The 20,369-nt window shown below is 51.2% G+C and carries 14 protein-coding genes; 4 read left to right on the plus strand and 10 right to left on the minus strand.

The genetic code is table 11. The features are described from left to right. Positions 1-19: 19 nt before the first annotated feature. Both L6468_RS02380 and L6468_RS02385 read right to left on the minus strand, forming a co-directional pair. A complete protein-coding gene (locus L6468_RS02380; RefSeq protein WP_237794759.1) occupies positions 20-796 on the minus strand; it encodes a glycosyltransferase family 2 protein in 777 nt (258 codons plus the stop codon). Beyond that, complete coding sequence (locus L6468_RS02385; protein WP_237794761.1) at positions 793-2,067, minus strand: glycosyltransferase family 4 protein; 1,275 nt, start codon at positions 2,065-2,067, stop codon at positions 793-795. Before L6468_RS02385 ends, L6468_RS02380 begins: the two co-directional genes overlap by 4 nt. 1,197 nt (positions 2,068-3,264) lie before the next feature. On the opposite strand from L6468_RS02385, the gene L6468_RS02390 reads away from it, so the two are divergent. Then, positions 3,265-5,229, plus strand: coding sequence for a glycoside hydrolase family 43 protein (locus L6468_RS02390; RefSeq protein ID WP_237796635.1), 1,965 nt, complete (start codon positions 3,265-3,267; stop codon positions 5,227-5,229). 314 nt (positions 5,230-5,543) lie between these two features. On the opposite strand, the gene L6468_RS02395 is transcribed toward L6468_RS02390, so the two are convergent. Both L6468_RS02395 and der read right to left on the minus strand, forming a co-directional pair. Then, positions 5,544-5,945, minus strand: a complete 402-nt coding sequence (locus L6468_RS02395) for a hypothetical protein (RefSeq protein ID WP_237794763.1) — start codon at positions 5,943-5,945, stop codon at positions 5,544-5,546. After that, positions 5,945-7,258: a ribosome biogenesis GTPase Der gene (gene der, locus L6468_RS02400; protein ID WP_091814410.1), complete on the minus strand. Its 1,314-nt coding sequence runs from the start codon at positions 7,256-7,258 to the stop codon at positions 5,945-5,947. The genes L6468_RS02395 and der overlap by 1 nt, the downstream gene beginning before the upstream one ends. Positions 7,259-7,468: 210 nt before the next feature. Between der and L6468_RS02405 the strand changes: the two genes are divergently transcribed. Continuing rightward, positions 7,469-8,320, plus strand: a complete 852-nt coding sequence (locus tag L6468_RS02405) for an OmpA family protein (RefSeq protein ID WP_237794765.1) — start codon at positions 7,469-7,471, stop codon at positions 8,318-8,320. Positions 8,321-8,436: 116 nt separating this feature from the next. Here L6468_RS02405 and L6468_RS02410 read toward each other — a convergent pair whose 3' ends face one another. Further along, complete coding sequence (locus L6468_RS02410) at positions 8,437-9,627, minus strand: phosphotransferase (RefSeq protein ID WP_237794773.1); 1,191 nt, start codon at positions 9,625-9,627, stop codon at positions 8,437-8,439. 109 nt (positions 9,628-9,736) lie between these two features. On the opposite strand from L6468_RS02410, the gene L6468_RS02415 reads away from it, so the two are divergent. Beyond that, positions 9,737-10,258, plus strand: coding sequence for a TlpA family protein disulfide reductase (locus L6468_RS02415; RefSeq protein WP_091850810.1), 522 nt, complete (start codon positions 9,737-9,739; stop codon positions 10,256-10,258). Between the two features lie 161 nt (positions 10,259-10,419). Continuing rightward, positions 10,420-11,325 (plus strand): Abi family protein, encoded by a 906-nt coding sequence (locus L6468_RS02420; RefSeq protein WP_091850807.1) that lies wholly within the window; start codon positions 10,420-10,422, stop codon positions 11,323-11,325. A gap of 164 nt (positions 11,326-11,489) precedes the next feature. On the opposite strand, the gene L6468_RS02425 is transcribed toward L6468_RS02420, so the two are convergent. The 5 genes from L6468_RS02425 to L6468_RS02445 all read right to left on the minus strand — a co-directional run bounded on the left by L6468_RS02425 (position 11,490) and on the right by L6468_RS02445 (position 20,141). After that, entirely contained in the window at positions 11,490-13,607 is a 2,118-nt protein-coding gene (locus L6468_RS02425) for an MBG domain-containing protein (protein WP_237794775.1), read from the minus strand. 189 nt (positions 13,608-13,796) lie between these two features. Further along, complete coding sequence (locus tag L6468_RS02430; protein ID WP_237794777.1) at positions 13,797-15,605, minus strand: leucine-rich repeat domain-containing protein; 1,809 nt, start codon at positions 15,603-15,605, stop codon at positions 13,797-13,799. A 56-nt stretch (positions 15,606-15,661) separates the two neighbouring features. Next, entirely contained in the window at positions 15,662-17,494 is a 1,833-nt protein-coding gene (locus L6468_RS02435; RefSeq protein ID WP_237794779.1) for an Lcl C-terminal domain-containing protein, read from the minus strand. A 56-nt stretch (positions 17,495-17,550) separates the two neighbouring features. Then, the gene (locus L6468_RS02440; RefSeq protein WP_237794781.1) at positions 17,551-19,146 is read right to left on the minus strand and encodes a DUF1566 domain-containing protein; all 1,596 of its coding nucleotides are present in this window, start codon (positions 19,144-19,146) and stop codon (positions 17,551-17,553) included. Between the two features lie 59 nt (positions 19,147-19,205). Then, entirely contained in the window at positions 19,206-20,141 is a 936-nt protein-coding gene (locus L6468_RS02445; protein WP_237794784.1) for a hypothetical protein, read from the minus strand. Positions 20,142-20,369: the final 228 nt, after the last annotated feature.

The raw sequence follows: 20,369 nt of genomic DNA on the forward strand, positions 1-20,369 counted from the left end.
CTTTAACTCCTTTAACTCCTTAACTCCTAAATAAGAACCAGATATGCATCGCCACCGTCGTCAGCAATCCGTAATGGCGTCGCATCACGTCGAAGCGTTCCTTCAGCGAGGCACGGTGATTCTTGGTTGTTGCTCCCTCCTCGGTATAGTTGGCCACCACCATATTTATATTATATAGAGGTAAGCCCATGCGTTCCGACTCGCGCATCACGCGGATACACCAGTCCACATCGGCCGAAAAACGGTAACGCGTGTCGTACGTCAGGTTCTTCGCGATATCCAGTCGGGCATAGAATGCCTGATGACATACCAGCATGCCCTGACGGAATGAGCGCCATGTCAGTTTTGCCGGCGGTTGCAGACGGCGGGGATGCAGGAATCGTCCCTCGTTATCCACGATGTCCGTATTGCCATAGAGCACACCCGGCAGTGCTTCCGAGGGATACTCCGTCAGTTTGCAGCGGTGCACTATCTGTTCCAGTGTATCATTCTGTGGAAAGAAATCGCCGGCATTCAGATAGACCACGTAGTCGCCATAGGCCTGTGTCAGTCCTTTGTTCATGGCGTCATAGATACCGTGGTCGGGCTCCGACTTGATAATCACCTTATGTCCGCTGTCCGAGGCATCCGACTGTTGTTTGTAGGCTTCAGCCATAGCCAGCGTGCCATCCTTTGAGGCACCGTCGATAATCAAGTGTTCCACGCCTTCGTAGGTCTGGTGCAGCACACTCTGCAGCGTACGTTCCAACACCTGTTCTGCGTTATAGGTTATCGTGATGACTGTAAATCGAATCATAACATGAAGTGTTTTTGTGCCAAAGCCTGCTGATAGACCTCGGTATATTGCATGGCCACCTGCTGCCCTGTGTAGTGGTGGCGCACCTTGGCGATGGCGGCATCAGACAGTGCCTGATAGTCGGCCTGATGCAGTATCCAGTTGATGCCACGGGCTAAGTCGGTAGCCGACTTATACTCGGCTACATAACCATTCTTCTGATGGTCAATCTCCTCGGGGATGCCGCCTACACGGAAACCGATGCAGGGCACGCCGCAGGCCATCGCCTCCATAATCGTGTTGGGCAGGTTCTCGCTGAGCGACGGCAATACGAATACGTCGGCAGCCCTATAGATTGTCGCCATGCGCTGCGGGTCCGACACGTAGCCTAAGGGGTAGGCAGCGAAGGGCAACTGGTCGGCTACCTCCTCGGCATGGCCGCCCAGGATCACTACCCCCGTCTGTTCCTTCATCTCCGGATGCTGCGCGGCCAACTGCCTGCAGGCTTCTATCAGGTACGACATCCCTTTATTAGGATTCGTCACGCGCTGACATACAAAGAGAATCAGTCGCTTGTCGGCAGGCAACTGTTCATCCATGCGGGCTTTTGCCTTGTCGCCAGGACAGAATATACGGGTTTCTATGGGGTTGGGAATACTGGTGATGGTCTGCCCTTGCAGCAGACCACTACTTTTGGCTTCCTGTTCCAACCATTTGCTGCAGGCAACAAAGGAGATATTCCCCTCACTGAGCATCTGACGCTTGCGGCGCCATACCTTTGCCGCGAGGTCGTTGTCAGAACCGCTGCCAGGCAGATATTTGCAATGACAGCATGACTGGCGGAAAGCGGTGCAGCCTAATGTTAGATGACAGATACCCGTTGCGGGCCAGATGTCGTGCATGGTCCATACCACGGGTTTGCCCGAACGCAGAATCCTGCGGATGCCCTTCAGCGACAACATGCCCTGATTGATCCAATGCAGGTGAATGATGTCGGCTTCCTTAAACTCACGTAGTTTCGTGATGTCCGTACCACTATTAGCGATATCCAGTTCAAAGAGGTGGTCGCGCTTGAAGTGTAGGTGAAGGAAAATCACCAGTCGTTCCCACAGGAAATGCCATTTCTTGCCAATTGTTCCTTCCAGGCCTGCCACGCAGATATCACCTGTTTGCTTGTCGCGTACCAGCATCTTGGCCTTTACGCCATGGTTGTTCAGCGCATCCATCAGACGGTTGGCTGCAACGGCTGCGCCACCCGTCTGTTCGCTTGTATTTACTATCAATACTTTCATTGCACGGACAAAGGTACGAATAAACGAGTGAAATGCAAAAGAAAAGTCTATTTTTCTTTTCATTTCCGAGTGAAAGTACCTTCAACGATGTTAAAGGTACGAATAAACGAGTGAAATGCAAAAGAAAAAAGGGAATTTTGCTATGTTTGCGCACACAAAGCGTTGATTTAGGTCAAGAACAATGGGTTTTTATACACTTATTCTGCAAAAAGTATTGCGTAGTTCGGAAAATCGTCGTACCTTTGCATCGTCAAAAGGTTAATAGATTGTTTTAGGTTAGTAGTAATATTTATAGTTTTAGGTTTTTAGTTATTGGTAAAAAAGAAAGTTTTCAACTGTAGGATAACAGGTGGTCGCTGTGAAGCTCCCATTTAAACTTTCAAATTTTTAGTCCTTGTGGACTGAAAATTTCTTTTTAGAAAAAGGATTTTTAGTTAAACATAGGCTTGTTCCGCTGTTGCTCGAGAGAGTTGCAGCGGACTTTTTTTTTGTCACCAGCAGTTATTTGTCTGAAGACAAAAACATATAATCCTTGGACAAGCCAAGTATTGTATTGGGTGGTCGCCTTCGGCTCAAAATTTAAAGAAAATCTATAATAAAAATTATAAGGACCTAAAGGTCCCGAAATTAAGGGAGTGCGCTGACGCGCAGAAATCTAACAAATCTATTCAAAATCTATCAAATCTTTTTTTCTTGAACATATAATTATCATGTAATTGGAACATTCGCTCGGCTCTGCCGCTTTTACAAAGGCCTTAGCCGACTAAAAGAATTTTTCATTAATTATTTATATTACGCTAGGCAATTGGAGTAGTTGAAAGATACAGCGAAGCAATTAATGACAATTAATGGTTAAATTAATGGCAATTAAAGTTCAAATATATTTTTTGTTTGATTTGGAAAGATTTGTTCGATTTCTTGCGTCCCTTTGGTAGCAAGCGTCTCCTTCGTCGCCGAGCGCTATCCGAAGGACACTCCATCCATTTCAGGACCTTTAGGTCCCTATAATTTTCCAAATTAATTTTTTTACAATTTTGAGCGTAGCGACCCCAACCTCCTGAATCGCTTGCGATTCTTTATGTTTTAATGTTTTTTTCCAAAATTATTAGCCACGGATTCAAATAAATGTTGTACCTTTGTACCAAATAATAGTGTTCAGTAAACAACATAACTAATTAATACAATAAAATGAAGATGATGACTAAGACCTTGCTAACTGCTGTGCTGATAGCCGTTAGCGCCAGTGCTACCTTCGCTAAAAAGAAACAAGTGGCCCCACAGCCTACGGATCCCAACGAGATGGTGGCTTACCTCTTTACTTATTTTAATAGTAATGACCCCAAGGACGAGCAGATATGCTATGCCCTGAGTGAGGATGGCTATAACTACACACCGATTAATGACGGCATGCCCGTTATTTCCAGTGACACCATCGCCCTGACACAGTGTGTGCGCGACCCGCATATCTTGCGCTGTGAGGATGGCAAGACCTTCTATATGGTGGCCACCGATATGAAGTCAAGCCTGGGTTGGAGCAGCAACCGTGGTATGGTGCTGCTGAAGAGCACCGATTTGATCAATTGGCAGCATACTGCCATCAATTTCCCCACTCGCTATACCAAGACCTGGAAGAACGTGAACCGTGTGTGGGCACCCGAGACTATCTACGACCGCAAGGCGGGTAAGTATATGGTGTTCTATTCCCTGGCCTCAAGCGACCGTGGTGCTTACGACAAGATATACTATCAGTATGTCAACGACGATTTCACTGATTTGGAAGGCGAGCCAAAATGGCTCTTTGATGCCGGTTGTGCTACTATCGATGGCGACATTGTCTATAATGAGGCCGACCAGATGTACCACCTCTTCTATAAGCAGGAGGCGGGTAGGGGTATCTACCAGGCTGTGGCCAAGGAACTCACCGATAAGTGGCAGATGATTGGTGGTAATGTGGAGCAGACAAAGGAGTCTGTCGAGGGTGTTGGCGTGTGTAAGGCTATCGACGGTAAGTCATGGATTATCATGTACGACTGCTACGGCAATGGTCACTATCAGTTCTGTAAGTCGGAAGACCTGAAGACGTTCCAGTTTGTGCAGAACACTGAGATGCGAGGTAAGTTCACCCCTCGTCACGGCACTATCATCCCTATTACCCGTGCTGAGAAGGAGCGCCTCTTGAAGGCTTTCCCCAATCATAAGCAGCCTATCCTCTCTGGTTTCCATGCCGACCCAGAGGTGCTCTATTCCAATAAGACTAAGAAATACTATATCTATAGCACCACCGACGGCACTCCTGGCTGGGGCGGTCACGACTTTAGCGTGTTCTCTTCCACTAATCTCATTGACTGGAAAGACGAAGGCAAGATGCTCGACGTGAAGGGTGATCAGGTGAAATGGGCTACCGGTAATGCCTGGGCTCCTTGCATCATCGAGAAGAAGGTGGGCAAGGCATACAAGTATTTCTTCTATTTCTCGGCCCATAACCCCAAGAGCAACCGTAAGGAGATTGGTGTGGCCGTGAGCGACAGTCCCACCGGTCCTTTCGTGGACAGTGGTGCGCCTATCATCACCGATGCCGACCGTCCCAAGGAGGCACGTGGCGGACAGGCTATCGATGTGGATGTGTTCCAGGATCCAAAGACGGGCAAATGCTATCTCTACTGGGGTAATGGCTTCATGGCTGGTGCCGAACTCAATGCCGATATGCTTTCTGTGAAGAAGGAGACCATCACACATCTGACACCGAAGGGGGGCAACCTGCAGACATGGGCTTTCCGAGAGGGTGCTTATGTGTTCTATCGCAAGGGCACCTATTACTTCATGTGGAGTGTTGACGATACCGGTTCTCCCAACTATCACGTATGCTACGGCACGGCGAAGTCGCCCCTCGGTCCTATCACCATCGACGAGAACAATTATATGGTTATCAAGCAGAAACCCGAGGACAAAATTTATGGCACGGCCCACAACTCTGTGCTTCAGATTCCTGGTAAGGACGAGTGGTACATCGTCTATCACCGCATCAACAAGAACTTCGTTCATCACGAGCCAGGCATCCACCGCGAGGTATGTATAGACCGTATGACGTTCGACAAGCAGGGACGTATCATTCCCGTCATACCTACGCTCGACGGTCCCGCTCCGTTGGCGGTCAAGAAATAAAAGACAAAGAAGAAAATCCATGAATAATTTAGGTTAGAAATAACTTTTTTATTTAGCCTTCACCTTTTCTGCAAATTGTTGATTATTAAGCAGATATGGTGAAGGCTATTTTTGTGCCTTTGAAACTCACTGATTTTGAGGTCCTATCTCATAGACTTAGGGGTCGTAACTCATAGGTTTACGCATCGTAAACCTATGGTTTAGGACCTCAAAGTCCCTATTTCCCGATTCCTTAACCTATGGTTTCTGAAACGCCCCTCTTTTATATAGTGGAAAAAAGCAGCAAAAAGCCGATGTTTTTGCTGCTTTTTTCTTTACTTCATCATCCATTTTCCCTGATACTCCACCATCGGCACCACAATCTCCTCGCGTGTGCTGTCGCCGTAGTTGACCATCATGAAGACCTGCATCACCTGTAGCAGGGAGTCGTCCTCCGCACGCGTGGGTACGAAACTCACCACCCCCTGGTGTGCCTCCTCCTGCTGACGCATGAACTGTTTGAATGCTGTAAGCAACTGCTCGCGAAAACTGTCGGGGATACTATCCATGTGGGCACGTCCGTTAAGGAATGCCTGATAGTCGCCTTCGAGCAGGGCAGCATAGTATTCCCGTGCTGCCTCTTTTGCCTTGTCCTCGCGCGAGGCCTCACCACAGCTGATGAAGCCCATTAGCCCCATCAAGCCCATCAGCCCCATCACCACAATCCTCCTCATCATCACTTCTGGCGGATAAACACGTTGATGGGTGAACCGGTCAGCGTCCAGTGCTGACGAATCTGGTTCTCCAGAAAACGACGATACGGCTCTTTGATGTATTGAGGCAGGTTGGCATAGAACACGAAGGTAGGAATCTGCGTGTCGGGCACTTGCGATACATACTTAATCTTGATATACTTTCCCTTGATAGAGGGGGGTGGTGTGGCCTCAATGATAGGCAGCATCACCTCATTGAGCTTATTGGTACCAATACGGGCCTTACGGTTCAGATAAACCTCCTTAGCCGTCTCGAGTACCTTGAAGATACGTTGCTTGGTCAGTGCTGAGGCGAAGATAATGGGGAAGTCCACGAAGGGAGCCATACGTTTGCGGATAGCCTCTTCGAAGGTCTTGATAACAATCTGCGACTTATCCTCTACGAGGTCCCATTTATTCACCACAACCACCAGCGACTTGTTGTTCTTCTGTATCAGCTGGAAGATATTCATGTCCTGCGCCTCGATACCACGGGTGGCATCAATCATCAGCACACACACATCACTATTCTCAATGGCACGGATAGAGCGCATCACGCTATAGAACTCCAGGTCCTCAGAGACCTTGTTCTTACGGCGTATGCCGGCGGTGTCAACCAGATAGAAGTCGAAGCCGAACTTATCATAACGGGTGTAAATACTGTCGCGTGTGGTACCGGCGATATCGGTCACGATGTTACGATCCTCACCAATGAAAGCATTAATCAGGCTCGACTTGCCAGCATTAGGACGTCCCACCACAGCAAAGCGGGGGATACCATCTTCCAAGTCGTCCTTCTCCTTTTTAGGCAACAATTCCAGGATCTTATCCAGCAGATCGCCCGTACCACTACCGGTAGCGGCACTGATACAATAGGGATCGCCCAGACCCAGTTTATAGAACTCATATTGTCCGTAAGTATCCTTGTTGTCATCGGCCTTGTTGGCCACCAACAACACGGGCAACTTCGCACGGCGCAGAATCTGCGCCACGTCCATATCCCAGTCGGTTACACCATTCTTGATATCACACAGGAAGAGCACCAGGTCGGCCTCCTCCGTAGCTATAATCACCTGTTTGCGGATTTCTTCTTCAAAGATGTCGTCACTATTGACCACCCAGCCGCCGGTATCGACCACGGAGAACTCATGCCCCGTCCATTCGCACTTACCATACTGGCGGTCGCGCGTCGTACCGGCTTCATCGCTCACGATGGCCTGACGACTATTGGTCAATCGATTAAAAAGTGTGGACTTGCCCACGTTAGGCCGTCCTACGATTGCTACTAAATTTCCCATAATACGTATTATATTTGGGGACAAAGGTACAAAAAAATCTGCAAAAAGCAATGCTGCGAGGTTAAAATACCATAATTCCGCTTTACTTTTGATTGTTTTACATATCAACTCCGTATATTTGCATCCGATTTTTGTGGGAACACAGGAGTTAACTCCATAACTCCTTAACTACTAAATATTACTTTAATTATAAACTAAAAAAGAAAGAGTATGAAGAAAGTTTTTTTGTTTGCAGCTACGGCTGCCATACTGCTGAGCAGTTGTGCCAGCAAAAAGGAACTGATGAGTTGTCGCGATGAGAACAAGTCACTGACATCCAACCTCCAGTCAACAAGGGAGGATCTGGCAGGCAAGAACGCCCGTATTACCTCACTGGAGGAACAGTTGCGCGGCATGCAGCAGGCACTGAAGACCTCAGAGCAGAAGTACGCCAAGCTGCAGGAGTCGCTCGACAAGAGTCTGAGCAATGCCTCACAGAACAATATCTCTATTGAGAAACTGGTGGACCAGATTAACGAGTCAAACCAGTACATCCGCCATCTGGTGGAGGTGAAGTCTAAGAGCGACTCGCTGAATATGGTGCTCTCAAACAACCTGACTCGTTCGCTGTCTAAGGAGGAACTGAAAGAGGTTGACGTGCAGGTGCTGAAAGGTGTTGTCTATATCTCTCTGGCCGACAATATGCTCTATAAGAGTGGCTCTTACGAGATTAACGACCGTGCTGCCGAGACACTGTCGAAGATTGCCAAGATTATCACCGACTACAAAGATTATGATGTGCTGATCGAGGGTAACACGGATAATGTGCCCATCTCAAAGACCAACATCCGCAACAACTGGGACCTCTCTTGTCTGCGTGCGTCGAGTGTGGTACAGGCTCTGCAAAATAAGTATGGTGTTGACCCCAAGCGCCTTACTGCTGGTGGACGCGGCGAGTACAATCCCTTGCAGAGCAACGATACCGAATTGGGCAAGCAGCGCAACCGCCGTACCCAGATTATCATCACGCCAAAACTCGACGAGTTCATGGAGTTGATTGGTGAGGCTCCTGAGACGAAGTAATCTATTCGACTACGAATAATTTTAAGGACCACAGATTTCACTGATAACACGGATGATAGTGGCTAAAGCCACGATTAAAGAAATCCGTTAAATCCGTGCAATCCGTGGTCCTTTCTTTATTCCCAGTCCTTCAGTGTCTGACAGATGTCAAGGAGATAATCGCGGTGACGCGTAACACGTTCGTCGAAGAGCGTACGGCATTCGTTGATGACAGCCTCGGGGAACGAGTCGCTAAGCGCCAGCCAACTGAAGCTTCTGACACACGAAAGCGCTTTTATCTGCTCCTTACGCAGAGCAACCTCATCGGCCGGCAGCCCCTCGAAATAATAGTCAATAGCACGGTTCCATAGCTCAGTACCAAGTTCGCGCGGTATCCCAATGATTTTATCGTAGTCGCCCACCAGTGTAACCATGGCTGAGTAGGAGTGTGCCAAATCGAGTATCGGATGACCATAGCCCACCTCGCCCATATCTATCAGCATCAGCTCATCATTTTGAATCATCGCATTCTTGGCCTGAAGGTCAAGATGCAACAGACGGTTGCTGGCGGGAACTGTATCGAGGATTTGCAGTAAGATGTCTATCTTCTCCTGAGGGAAATAGCGACGGATATGCATCACCTGGTTGCGCTCGTGTTCCAAAGCATCAGGCACACTGCTATCGGCAGGCACCTGAATAGCATGCAGTTGGCGGAAGAGATCGGCATATTTGCGTGCCAGTTCATCCACCCGTTCGGGTGCCTGTTTCAGACAAGCACTCAGCGTTTGAGCTTGCAACAACTCATACACCAGTCCGTATTGTTCACCAACCTTTACCACGTCAAACGAGATAGCAGTGGGCATACCCATGACAAAGGCTTCTTTCGACATGGTAATCTCCTTGAGAACCTCGTCCATGGTCGTGCCTTCACGGAACACCTTGATGATGGTGTCGTCGTTGAGTCGGAAGACGGTTCCCACACCACCTACACCGATTACCTCGCAGCCCTCAACACTCAGTTGGCGCAGAGCACGCTCTACTGTCATCATCTTGGTGAAACCAGTCATATTCAGCACATCGTAAACTTCTGGGTTCACACCGATAATCCTAAAAGGCTTAAAGCGCTTAGCCAGCATCAGCAGGATGCGAAGACCAGAACTTGAGATATAGCTCAACTGACCAGCATCTACGGTGAGATGCTGGATGGTGCCCGCTGTATCCAGTAACTGTTGGATGTCACTACTCACCTGGGATGAGACAGCAGTATCCAGTCGTCCGCAAAGTGTCAACGTAGCTTCTCCTTCGTTATTAATTAGTTGCGTAGTCATATTCGTTTGCAAATATACAAAAAATCAGATGAATAGCAAGAAAAAAGTATTATTCTTTTGCTTTTCACGCGTTTCTTCGTATTTTTGCACCATAAAAACAGATTAGACAATGAAGAAAGTATTAGCAATCGTATTATTTGTATCTTGCATCGCCACCACGCTGATGGCCCAAGACCTTGACTCTCTGTATGCCCGCGACCTGTTGACAGTAGGGACAGTGGCACCAGAACTGACCGATGCCGAAGGAAATACCATCTCAATGGAAAAATACCGCGGCCATTACATCGTGTTGGATTTCTGGGCTTCTTGGTGTCCTGACTGCAGAAAAGACATGCCCCAGATGAAGGAGCTCTATGCCCAATATCATACGAAAGGAGTGCAATTCCTCGGCATATCTTTCGACACCACCCGTGAAGCCCTCGACAACTACCTGAAGAAAGAGGCTATCGCATGGCCACAGGTCACCGAACTGAAAAAGATGAAAGAGTCAAAGATGGCGCAGGCCTATCACATTAGATGGATTCCCTCTATCTACTTGATAGATCCCAACGGCAAGGTGCTGCTCGCTACTGTAGAGATAGAGAAGCTGAAGACTCTGCTGGGGGAGATTTTATATTTTTTGCGTATATAATGCGCGATAAAGGCAGTGAACATTGTAAAATACCCCCTTTGCGACTGTTTTTATGCTTTTTTTTTGGCAGTTTAAGGAAAAAGGAGTACCTTTGCAGCAACAGTTCCCGCCACGCCTCCTAACAATGCGTACCACGGCGGGACTTCGTTATTTATATAGGTATGAGATATAACAAGCAACCAACCGATATTACCACTCAACTTGCTATGCTAAAACAGCGTGGTCTCATTGTTAATGATGAAGACACTGCATTGAAGCAACTAGCTTCTATCAGTTACTTTCGTCTAGCAAGTTATTGGAGATTGTTTGAGATTGATACTACGAATCATCAATTTGTCAGTGGCACACGTCTCGAGGACGTTATTTCTCTTTACAATTTCGACAAAAAGCTCCGCACTATTATATTTACGGCAATTCAAGACATAGAAGTCGCTCTGCGTACACGTATCATTCATTTTTTCTCTTTGGATCATGGAGCATTCTGGTTTATGGATGCCTCAAAATTCACCAATCGAACTATATTCCAGACCTGTATAGATAACATACAGAACGAACTTAACCGTTCAAAGGAGGAGTTCCTGCAAGAACATTTTGCAAAATACGACTCACCTTCAATGCCTCCTGTATGGAAAACCTTGGAAGTCGTTTCTTTTGGTAATCTCTCGAAGTTGTATGCAAACATGAAAGATACTAATGTAAAAAAGGAAGTGGCAAGAAGCATGGGACTACCCAAATATGATTACATGGAGAGTTGGCTGCGGAGCCTAACAGTACTCCGTAATTGTTGTGCTCACCATGGACGTGTATGGAACAGACGTTTTCCAGCAATGCCTCAGTTGCCATCAAGACTTCCACTTTCATGGGTTGATACCAGTCACATTAGACCAATGAAGTTATACGCCCAACTTTGTACGATTTTATACCTAGAACAAAATATAGTACCCAATAGTAACATTAAACAACAATTATTGGAACTGTTTAAAGACTACCCAAATGTTAGCTTAAGGAGAATGGGATTTCCCCATGGATGGGAAAGTGAGCCGCTGTGGACCCCCAAAATACATTAGCAGAATTTTCTTCAAATTTTGAGCCGAAGGCGACCCTTATACATGCGAGAAGTGGTATGAGTTTGGCGTAAGAACTTGTTCTTAAAGCCAAAGACATACCACTTATCACTAGAGCTCATTAAGAGCTACAAACATCAAAAAGTGTTTTTTCTGTTTTTTTTCTCTCACTTAATCACGACCTTTTTGCCATTCACAACGTAGATACCCTTCTTGCTAGGAACGGTGACCTTGCGGCCATTCATGTCGTAGATGGTCTTACCGGCAATAGCCTTGATGGTGCTGATGCCAGTAGCAATCTGACCAAGTTCCTCGTAGGTCTTCTCGGCAACGGTCAGCACCTCAAGGTTAGTCACCAGTGCCTTCTGATCCTCGGTCAGTGCCGTGTAGGCATTGCGGGCAGCATCAATCAGGTTCTTGCAGGCCTCGGTGTAGGCCACCTCGCCGATGGCGTTGATCTTCGCGATGACATCATCAGCAGCAGCCTTGTCGGCAGCGGACTTCTCAGCGGCAGCCTTCAGGTTGGCATAGGTCCTCTCGGCAACGGTCAGCACCTCGATATTCGTCACCAGTGCCTTCTGGTCGGCAGTCAGCGCATCATAGGCATTGCGGGCGGCCTCAATCAGCGCCTTGCAGTCCTCGGTGTAAACCACCTCGCCGATAGCGATAATCTTGTCGATGACTTCACCGGCAGCCAGCTGGTCGGCAGCGGCCTTCTCAGCAGCAGCCTTCAGGTTGGCATAGGTTGTCTCAGCAGTGGTCAGCACCTCATAGTTGTTAACCAGAGCCTTCTGATCCTCGGTCAGTTCACTATATGCGTTACGGGCAGCGTCTATCAGAGCTTTGCTCTCAGTGGTGTAAGCCACCTCACCGATAGCCGATATCTTACCAATGACAGCGTCGGCAGCCTCCTTGTCGGCAGCAGCCTTCTCTGCAGCGGCCTTCAGGTTGGCATAAGTCGTCTCGGCAGTAGTCAGTGTCTCCAGGTTGGTCACCAGTGCCTTCTGGGCATCCGTCAGGGCATTATAGGCATTGCGGGCAGCGTCAATCAGCGTCTTGCTGGCTTCCGTGTAAGCCACCTCGCCGATAGCCGTAATCTTACCCATGGCATCGTCGGCAGCAGCCTGGTCAACGGCAGCCTGGTCCACCAGGACGGTGAGCTTGCCGGGAACGAAGGTGATGTCGTAGTTCTTGGCGGTAAGACCCGATGGGGTGATGTCGTAGGTGCTGCCCACGGCACTCTCCTTGGTATAGCCGCAGGCAACGGCCAGCGTGCCTTCCAGCACGGCCACTGTCTCATCGGCCACGAAGCCCTCGTAGGATACCTCGTACTCGGGCACCTCGCTGCCATGGATGATGTTCACGTCGGCAGCCTTGACGGTGAGCGGCGCCTTCTTGATATTGAACTTCTGCGTAGCCGCACCGGTGAAGTTACTGTTCTTCACGGCGCTGGCCGTTACCACAGGAGCCTTGGCATCCGCAGTGCTGGCCACGTCCTTGTTGTTGATATACGAGAAGACATAGTCCTTGCCCTCCACCAGTGTGATGCCGTCGTAGGTCAGTGTGGGAGCAGGCTCCTGCGCCTTGCCGTTGTAGGTCAGGTCGGCCACCTTGCTCATGAAGCCGTCCTCCAGCGTCTTCTTGCGGATGGTGAACGTCTTGGAGTTCTCACCCACATAGAAATCATGTCCCTCCACGGCCTTGATGGTCACGGTAGGAGCGTTCTCCGCAGCATCCTTGTCGCAGGCCATCACATTGTCAGAGTAGGTCACGGTATAGTCCGTGCCCAGTACCAGCACCTTGCTGCCGTCCTTCACGGTGAAGGAAGGTGTATGTGCCTGTGCGTTGTAGGTCACGGGCAGGATGTTGGAGATGGTGATGTCCGGATGGTCCAGATGCTTCTTGTACACCACGCTGAACTCTGCCTTGGCGCGCTGCATCACGAAGGTGTAGGTATGTGCGCCGGTCTGTGCGTCCTCAGAAACAAATGTCACGTCCACATCCTGCAGCAGGCCGATGCCGGCTGTACGGCGGGGAGCCTTTGCCATGGCGGCAATCCACTGACCAGTAACATTACCGATTGACCAGCCGTCATCAGGCGTCACCACGATGGTCACGGTCTCGCCTTCCTTGGCCTTTGTCACCTCATCCTGGCCCACATAGAACTTCATGGTACTGTGGTCGTTGGTGCCCACGGTGAGGTCGTAGGTCGGAATGATATCCGCCCACGCGCCCGTCACTGCTGCCATGAGCAGCACGAGCAATGAAAATAATTTTCTTTTCATATATCTTATAGTTTTATGTTCTTTTTTCTTCTGAAACGAAGGCTTTGTTTTTATTTGGAAACTAATTCCCGTAATTAACATAATTGTTCCATAATTAATATTATAATTTTTTATTATGGCCATTATGAATAAATTACGCTTATTACGGCAATTAGTTTCTTAAACATATCCTTCGTTTCTTATTCACTCTCACTTCACCACGACTTTTTTGCCGTTCATGATGTAGATGCCCTTCTTGCTAGGAGCATTAACCTTGCGGCCATCGATGGTGTACCACTCGCCATTCGTGATATTCGTGATATTCGTGTTCGCAATCTTCGTTGCATCCTCGAAGACAATCGTGATTCGTGCGCTGGGCACGCCAGTGTTGATGCTCAGCCAAGCCTTGTTGGCGGCGACGGGGAGGTCGTTCTTCACGAAGACGAAGGCCTTGCCGTTGAGGGCATAGTTGGTCTGGTCGTCGGTCGAGGCGGCGATGGTCGTGGCCTCTAAGGTGCCGACGAACTCAGGTGCTACGGTGAGCTGCAGGTTAGGCTTGGCGTTGGCGGGGATCAGCAGGAAGGTCTTGGCCTCGTCGCTGTTGTTGAAGATGAGCAGCGGGGTGCGGGCGGGCGCGGTCTCGATGGCGGCGCTGAGTGTGGCCTGGTCGCCGTTGACGCTCTGGATGGTGTAGATCACGGCGTCGGCCGATGTCTCGGTGTCGGCGTAGAGGGGCTCGTCCTTATAGTAGGTGATGAACTCCTTGGCGGCCACTTCTACCTCATAGCCCTGGAAGAGCTGGAAGGTGTTGGAGAGGTCGGTCTCGCCGGCGTAGTCGCTACCGTCGGCTGCCACTGCCCTCACGGCGTAGATGCCGGGCTCGAAGGTGAAGGTGGCGAAGGTCATGGGGTTGCCGGTGGGATGTCCCTCAGCGTCGATGGCGTAGATCTGCACGATGTAGTCCTGGGTCTGTGTGAGGGCTTTCTGCTCGATGCCGTCGTTCACGGTGAAGAGTGCGGGCACGGCAGCCATCTCCATGTCGGCGGGGATGAACTTGTTGTTGCCGTCTTTCTTCACGCGGTAGCGCACGCCGTCGGTGCCGTCGCCTACCTGTGCGGTCACGTCCACCGATATGTCGCGCTTGATGGTGTAGGTAGCGGTCACGTCGTACTGCGGCATCTGGAACGTGGCCTCGGTCTTGTCGTCGTTGACGGTCACCTTGATGGGGGTAGGCAGCGGCTGCAGGTCGCCCACGAAGGTGACGTTGACGCTGCTGAAGTTGTTCTGATAGGCGCTCAGGTGCTCGGCAAGCACGTGGCACTGGGTGGCCTTGTTTTCCTTGAAGCTCATTTTGGTATTGCCCCAAGTCAGGTTGTCCGGGTTGGCGTAGAGATTGACGTCCGATATGGCTGAGCTTTTCATGAAGGCATAATCGCCGATGCTCGTCACCGTCGAGGGGATGGTGATTGATGTCAGGCTGCTACAGCTTTTGAAGGCAGAAGTGCCGATGCTCGTCACCGTCGAGGGGATGGTGATTGATGTCAGGCTGCTGCAGTCGCTGAAGGTCATACCGTTGATGGCCGTCAAACCTTCGGGCAGGGTGACGGAGGTCATGGCTGAGCAGCCTTCGAAGGCACCTTCGCCGATGCTCGTCACCGTCGAGGGGATGGTGATTGATTGCAGGCTGCTGCAGTTGCAGAAGGCATAAGGGCCGATGGCCGTAAAGTCTTCGGGCAGGGTTACGGAGGTCAGGTTGGAGAAACTCTCGAAGGTATTTTTGCCCACGGATGTTACGCTGCTCTCCACCACCACGCTGGTGATGTCGTTTCTGTTGCCGTCCCATGGCCGTTTGTCACTCTGAGTGTAGTCCGCCATTGCGCCGTTGCCGCTGACGGTCAGCGTGCCATTGCTAAGTGTTACGGTGCAGCCGCCGCTGGTCCACTGCGTCTGCGCCCACGCTCCGCCGACTGCCGTGAGTAGCAGTGCGAGCGTCATTATATATCTTGATATTGTTTTCATATATTGTATTTCTTTATGTTGTTTATACCTTTTATATTATATACGCGCGAGAGGGGTTAGAACGCGAGGCAGGCGCGGACATATTGGGTGGCGCCCTTACCGCCGTTGGTCCATTTGCCGCCGTCGAAGGTGTAGTACCACGCGCCGTAGGAAATCGGCGTAGACGACCAGTAGAAGTCCGACTGCATATTCGTTCCGCCGACGCTGCTGAAGCCGTCGCGCAGGGCGGTGTGGCTGCCGGCAGCGGTAATCATGTTGCTCCACTCATCCTTGGTGGCCAGCTTCCACGTGCCGCCGGTGATGGCCGGCGTGTGGGCGGCGCAGGTAGTCTGTGCCGTGCTCCAGTTCATCTCGCCCGCCTCGTCGGCCAGCGCCAGTGCCAGGCCGTGGCCATTGCCATCGACGTAGCAGACCTTGGCCACGGCGGTCACGCCCTTGGGCAGGTTGTCCTTGTCGTCGGCGGCGTATGTCTTACCGTCGCTGCCTACTATTTCGCCAAACTTAGCTGATGTGAGTGCATGGCCTTCAGCCGGGCCCTTCTTCTTCGCCTCTACCTTGTCGATGACGTAGCCGCGCTTGGCTTTGATCTTCACCTCGGTTTCGGGGTCGATGCCGGTCTTGCTTGCTTTGCCGTTGGCGTCGATGGTGACGGACCCGCTGCCTACGGTGACACTCTCAACCTTGCCCTTCGAGAAGTCGTTGGCGGGCTTCACGGTGAGGTCGTACTTCTCCACGACGGTGAACTGGCTGCTGTAAACCGTGCCGTCGTAGGGGCTGTTCTCGTCGGTGGACTCGGCCTTAATCCAGTAGTAGCCGGGCTTCATGTCGGCAAGGAAGGCTTCGAAGGTGATGGGGTTTTCCTGGTCGAAGTCGATGGCGCCCTGTCCGTTCACTGCGCCCACGAGCACCTTGACGGTGATGCCGTCGGCAGCGATGATGTTCTGAGCTTCAGCAGCGGCCAGGGGGTCGATGAGCTGGATGGTGAGTGCCTCGGCGGGCTGATACTTGCCGTTGTCGCCCTTCTTCACGACGATGTTGCCAGAGCTGGGCAGTCCGCTGAAGATGACGGGATTCGTCTCGTCCTGCATGTCGCGCACCAGCATGTAGTTCACCGTTGCGTCGAAGGGGGGCATGGTGAACTTTGCCTCAGTGAAGAGGTCCTGGGCACTTGCCGCGTCGGTGGTTACCTCGATGGTGGGCACTTCCGGCTGGGCGTCGTCCACAACCTCGCTAACGAGGACATTGTCGATAGCAAAGTTAGCGGCGTAACGGGATGTTACGAAGGTCATCTTGCCAAGACCGCCTGCCACAGAAAGCGTTGGGATTTCCGTTTTGTCGAATCCGTCGATAATGTTGTTCTGTTCATCCTTCAGAGTAAGATAAGTCTTAGCATTCTCGCCTGCGATATATGTTACCTGAACGAAAATCCAACTGAGTTCATCTAGGGACTTTCCGCCACCGGCTGATACCGTAGCAGTCTGAGTGCCACCATTGATTTTCCATGCTGTAGCACCTGCCGAACCTTCAGCAAAAGAGAGGATTGGAGCAGAGTTTGCAGCATCGTAGATGTTGAAAGCTGTAGCAGACTGGTTAGTAGAAGCTCCAAGCTTTACATTGAAAGTCATCGTGAAGTCCTTACCGGCATCTACTTTTCCTTGTGTCGCAGTACTAGTAAGGGTAGTACCATTGTTGTTACGTTGATTCTGGTTAACTGTGAGATAACCGTTCTCAACGATAGGTGTGAACCGTCCACCAGTAGCCGTGCTCCAATCAACAGTTTCCGTTGCGTAGTCCTGTTGGAAGTAGATTGTAGGTGTCTGCGCCCACGCTCCGCCGACTGCCGTGAGTAGCAGTGCGAGCGTCATTATATATCTTGATATTGTTTTCATATATTGTATTTCTTTATGTTGTTTATACCTTTTATATTATATACGCGCGAGAGGGGTTAAAAAGCGAAGACGGCGCGGACATGGTAGCCATTGGTCTTTAATTCAGTATTGCCGCCAGGACTGAAGGTAATACTTCCATTTTCAATTTTTATGCAACACGCATAATAGCTATTATTCTTGGGCGTAGATGTCCAGTAGCAGCCATTCTGCAAACCAGTGCCTCCCGCAGCGGTCATATACGTGCTCAGGCCTGCTAAGTTACCTATGCCAGCGCCCGTGAATATATTGTACTGCCATTCACCTAAGGTTGGCACTTTCCATGAATAGCCCTCGACGGCAGGCGTGTGGGCTTTTGCTCCGTTGTTGCCAGTGGCAGTATCCCAGTTCATGTTGGTGGCTTCGTCGGTCAGTGCCATGACCAGGCCGTTCTTGCCGTTCTTATAGGCTACAATGCCGACTGCGGTCACGCCACTTGGCAGGTTGTCCTTCATGTTGACGGGGTATGCCTTGCCGTTAGTGCATACAATCATGCCGACGGTTGACTCGTCTAAGCGCTTTGAGCCGTCGCTCTTCTTCACCTCCACCTTGCGGAACTTATAGCCATCCTTGGCTTTGAGCTTCACCTCGGTGCCCATCTTCACGCCCTCGAGCTTGCCCTCGGTGACGGTGGCGGCTGTGCCACCTACAGTAACGGTGGCCTTGCCGGCCTCGATGGTGTTGGCGTTAGCAGCGTTGAACTGGATGTCGAACTTGTTGGTGAGCACGGTGACGGTGAGGCAGGCGGGCTCAGAGTCGTTGAAGGTGTTGTCCTCGGTGGCTTGCTGGCCGTCGGGGGTGTCGGCGCCCTGGATGTAGTACCATACGTAGAGGGTTGCTCCGTCGTCAGCGACGTTCTTGGCTGTGGGCACTGTGGCGCTGAAGGCGGTGAGTGCGGGGGCCTGGGTGGCTGAGGTGCCGATGGCGTACATCAGCGTGCCCTGCGTGACCTCGGTGCTCGCTGCGGCGAAGGCCACGATGCCGGTGCCCTCGGCGATGAGCGATGCGTCGGTGCCGGCGATGACGCCTTCAGCGGCTTCGGGCAGCAGCGTCTTCACTTCGGGATCGGTGCCCGTGGTGGCGAATGCGGCTGCCTTGGCGTAGATGGGAGTCAGCACCACGTCGCTGCCGGGCATCTTGAAGGTGCCGGTCTTCTTGGCAGCGTCCCAATCGACCTTGGGGTCGGAGGCGGAAGAGGCGGCGGTGTAGACCTCAATCTTCTTTATGCCTGGACCGCCTATATACACTGATTGGGTAGCATCGGTGAAGACAAACCCTGCATAGAGATAGACCGAGGGGCTCTCTCCCTCAACGGTGTAGCCAGTCTTTGCGTCGTCGCTATTGGTGTAGAACTTGCAACTGGTGATGGTGTAGCCATTGGTGCCAGCCACGGTCAGCAGCGATTCATCAGCATACCATCCATTGTCGTCGCCGTCGTTGGAAACCCAGTTACTAAAGGTGACGGTGACCTTGTCGTCGAAGGTCTTGCTCCCGCTCAGGAAGGACGTGTTATCTTTGCTCTCAATCGTTAAGAGCAGCGTCTCGTCGGCCCACGCTCCGCCGACTGCCGTGAGTAGCAGCGCGAGCGTCATTATATATCTTGATATTGTTTTCATATATTGTATTTCTTTATGTTGTTTATACCTTTTATATTATATACGCGCGAGAGGGGGGCTCAATTCGTCGGCTCAAGGGTGAACACAAACGATGAGACAACAAACGAGCAGTTATCCATATCGTTACCCGAACCATTCAACGTGACGGAGGCAGCGGGAGTGCCGCTCCATGTGAATGTACTGGAGTGGGACACGTTATAACTACCTGGCCATCCGTCACCAGATCCCCACCAATTGCCACTTTCATGGTTGATGTCGATTCGCTTGATTTTTCCAACGCTTGATGTGAATGTGTAGGTGCCTGTCGCAGGAATAGGATCCCCAGTTTCACCATCAATTGCTGATACCTCCATATAACCAGTTGTGAAGAAATGGGCATCTCCTGAAACTTCAATGGTGATGCCGTTAATGGTCTTACTACTGCTTGTTAAGTCACCTATCTCTCCTGGGGTCAATGTGACGGTGGGCTCAGCCGCCTTCTTCTCGGCCTTCACGCCGATGACTTTCTTCGAGCCGGTGTAGGTGACGGTGACGGTCTCGCCCTTCTTCACGCCGGCGTTGGGCTCGGCGGTCCACTTGTCGGACTCTTCGGTGCCCTCGGCGAAGGTGACGGCGTAGGTGGGCGCGTCGGCGATGCGTGCGATGATGGACTGCAGGCAGATGTCGCCATCGCTGTAGGTGGCGGTGGCGCCATCGACGCCCTCGTCAGTGCCCACGGGGTAGTACCATACATAGACGATGCCCTGCTGGGTGAAGCCCTCGGCGGTGGGCAGCTGGTCGGTCCAGCCCTCAGCGTCGTAGGCGGGTGCGGGGGAGCCGCTGTTGCTGACGAAGTACATCAGCTTCTTGGCGCCGGTGAGCTTCGTGGCGTCCACCTTCACCAGCGGGTCGTCGGTAGTGGCGCGCGCGTCAGCGTCGGCAGCGGTCACACCACCGTCAGCCACGGTGGCCTGGGGGTAGTACTCGGGCTCCAGTGTCACGTTGCCGCCGGGCATGGTGAACGTGCCGGTCTTCTTGTCCTCGTCCCAGGCGACCTCGGGACCGGAGGAGGCGGCAGGCTCAGTGCCCCCGGAGATGACGACCTTTGTCTGGTTTAAGACACTTCCGATTGTGCTGTTGCCGTTCGTCACGCTGTACCCGGTCGTCTGGGTGAAGTCCACGTCGTTGGCAAAGGCTTTTCCAGCAGAGCCGCTGGAGGCATATCTTTCCTCGTCATCGATATA

This window comes from Prevotella communis, assembly GCF_022024115.1.
GTDB classification, from domain to species: domain Bacteria; phylum Bacteroidota; class Bacteroidia; order Bacteroidales; family Bacteroidaceae; genus Prevotella; species Prevotella communis.

Bases quoted from the DNA above. Each gene is read 5' to 3' on its own strand.
- L6468_RS02430 (WP_237794777.1), bottom strand. From the start codon at position 15,605: ATGAAAACAATATCAAGATATATAATGACGCTCGCACTGCTACTCACG.
- L6468_RS02440 (WP_237794781.1), bottom strand. From the start codon at position 19,146: ATGAAAACAATATCAAGATATATAATGACGCTCGCGCTGCTACTCACG.
- L6468_RS02425 (WP_237794775.1), bottom strand. From the start codon at position 13,607: ATGAAAAGAAAATTATTTTCATTGCTCGTGCTGCTCATGGCAGCAGTG.
- L6468_RS02380 (WP_237794759.1), bottom strand. From the start codon at position 796: ATGATTCGATTTACAGTCATCACGATAACCTATAACGCAGAACAGGTG.
- der (WP_091814410.1), bottom strand. From the start codon at position 7,258: ATGGGAAATTTAGTAGCAATCGTAGGACGGCCTAACGTGGGCAAGTCC.
- L6468_RS02415 (WP_091850810.1), top strand. From the start codon at position 9,737: ATGAAGAAAGTATTAGCAATCGTATTATTTGTATCTTGCATCGCCACC.
- L6468_RS02405 (WP_237794765.1), top strand. From the start codon at position 7,469: ATGAAGAAAGTTTTTTTGTTTGCAGCTACGGCTGCCATACTGCTGAGC.
- L6468_RS02390 (WP_237796635.1), top strand. From the start codon at position 3,265: ATGACTAAGACCTTGCTAACTGCTGTGCTGATAGCCGTTAGCGCCAGT.
- L6468_RS02395 (WP_237794763.1), bottom strand. From the start codon at position 5,945: ATGATGAGGAGGATTGTGGTGATGGGGCTGATGGGCTTGATGGGGCTA.
- L6468_RS02385 (WP_237794761.1), bottom strand. From the start codon at position 2,067: ATGAAAGTATTGATAGTAAATACAAGCGAACAGACGGGTGGCGCAGCC.
- L6468_RS02420 (WP_091850807.1), top strand. From the start codon at position 10,420: ATGAGATATAACAAGCAACCAACCGATATTACCACTCAACTTGCTATG.
- L6468_RS02435 (WP_237794779.1), bottom strand. From the start codon at position 17,494: ATGAAAACAATATCAAGATATATAATGACGCTCGCACTGCTACTCACG.
- L6468_RS02410 (WP_237794773.1), bottom strand. From the start codon at position 9,627: ATGACTACGCAACTAATTAATAACGAAGGAGAAGCTACGTTGACACTT.
- L6468_RS02445 (WP_237794784.1), bottom strand. From the start codon at position 20,141: ATGCCCGGCGGCAACGTGACACTGGAGCCCGAGTACTACCCCCAGGCC.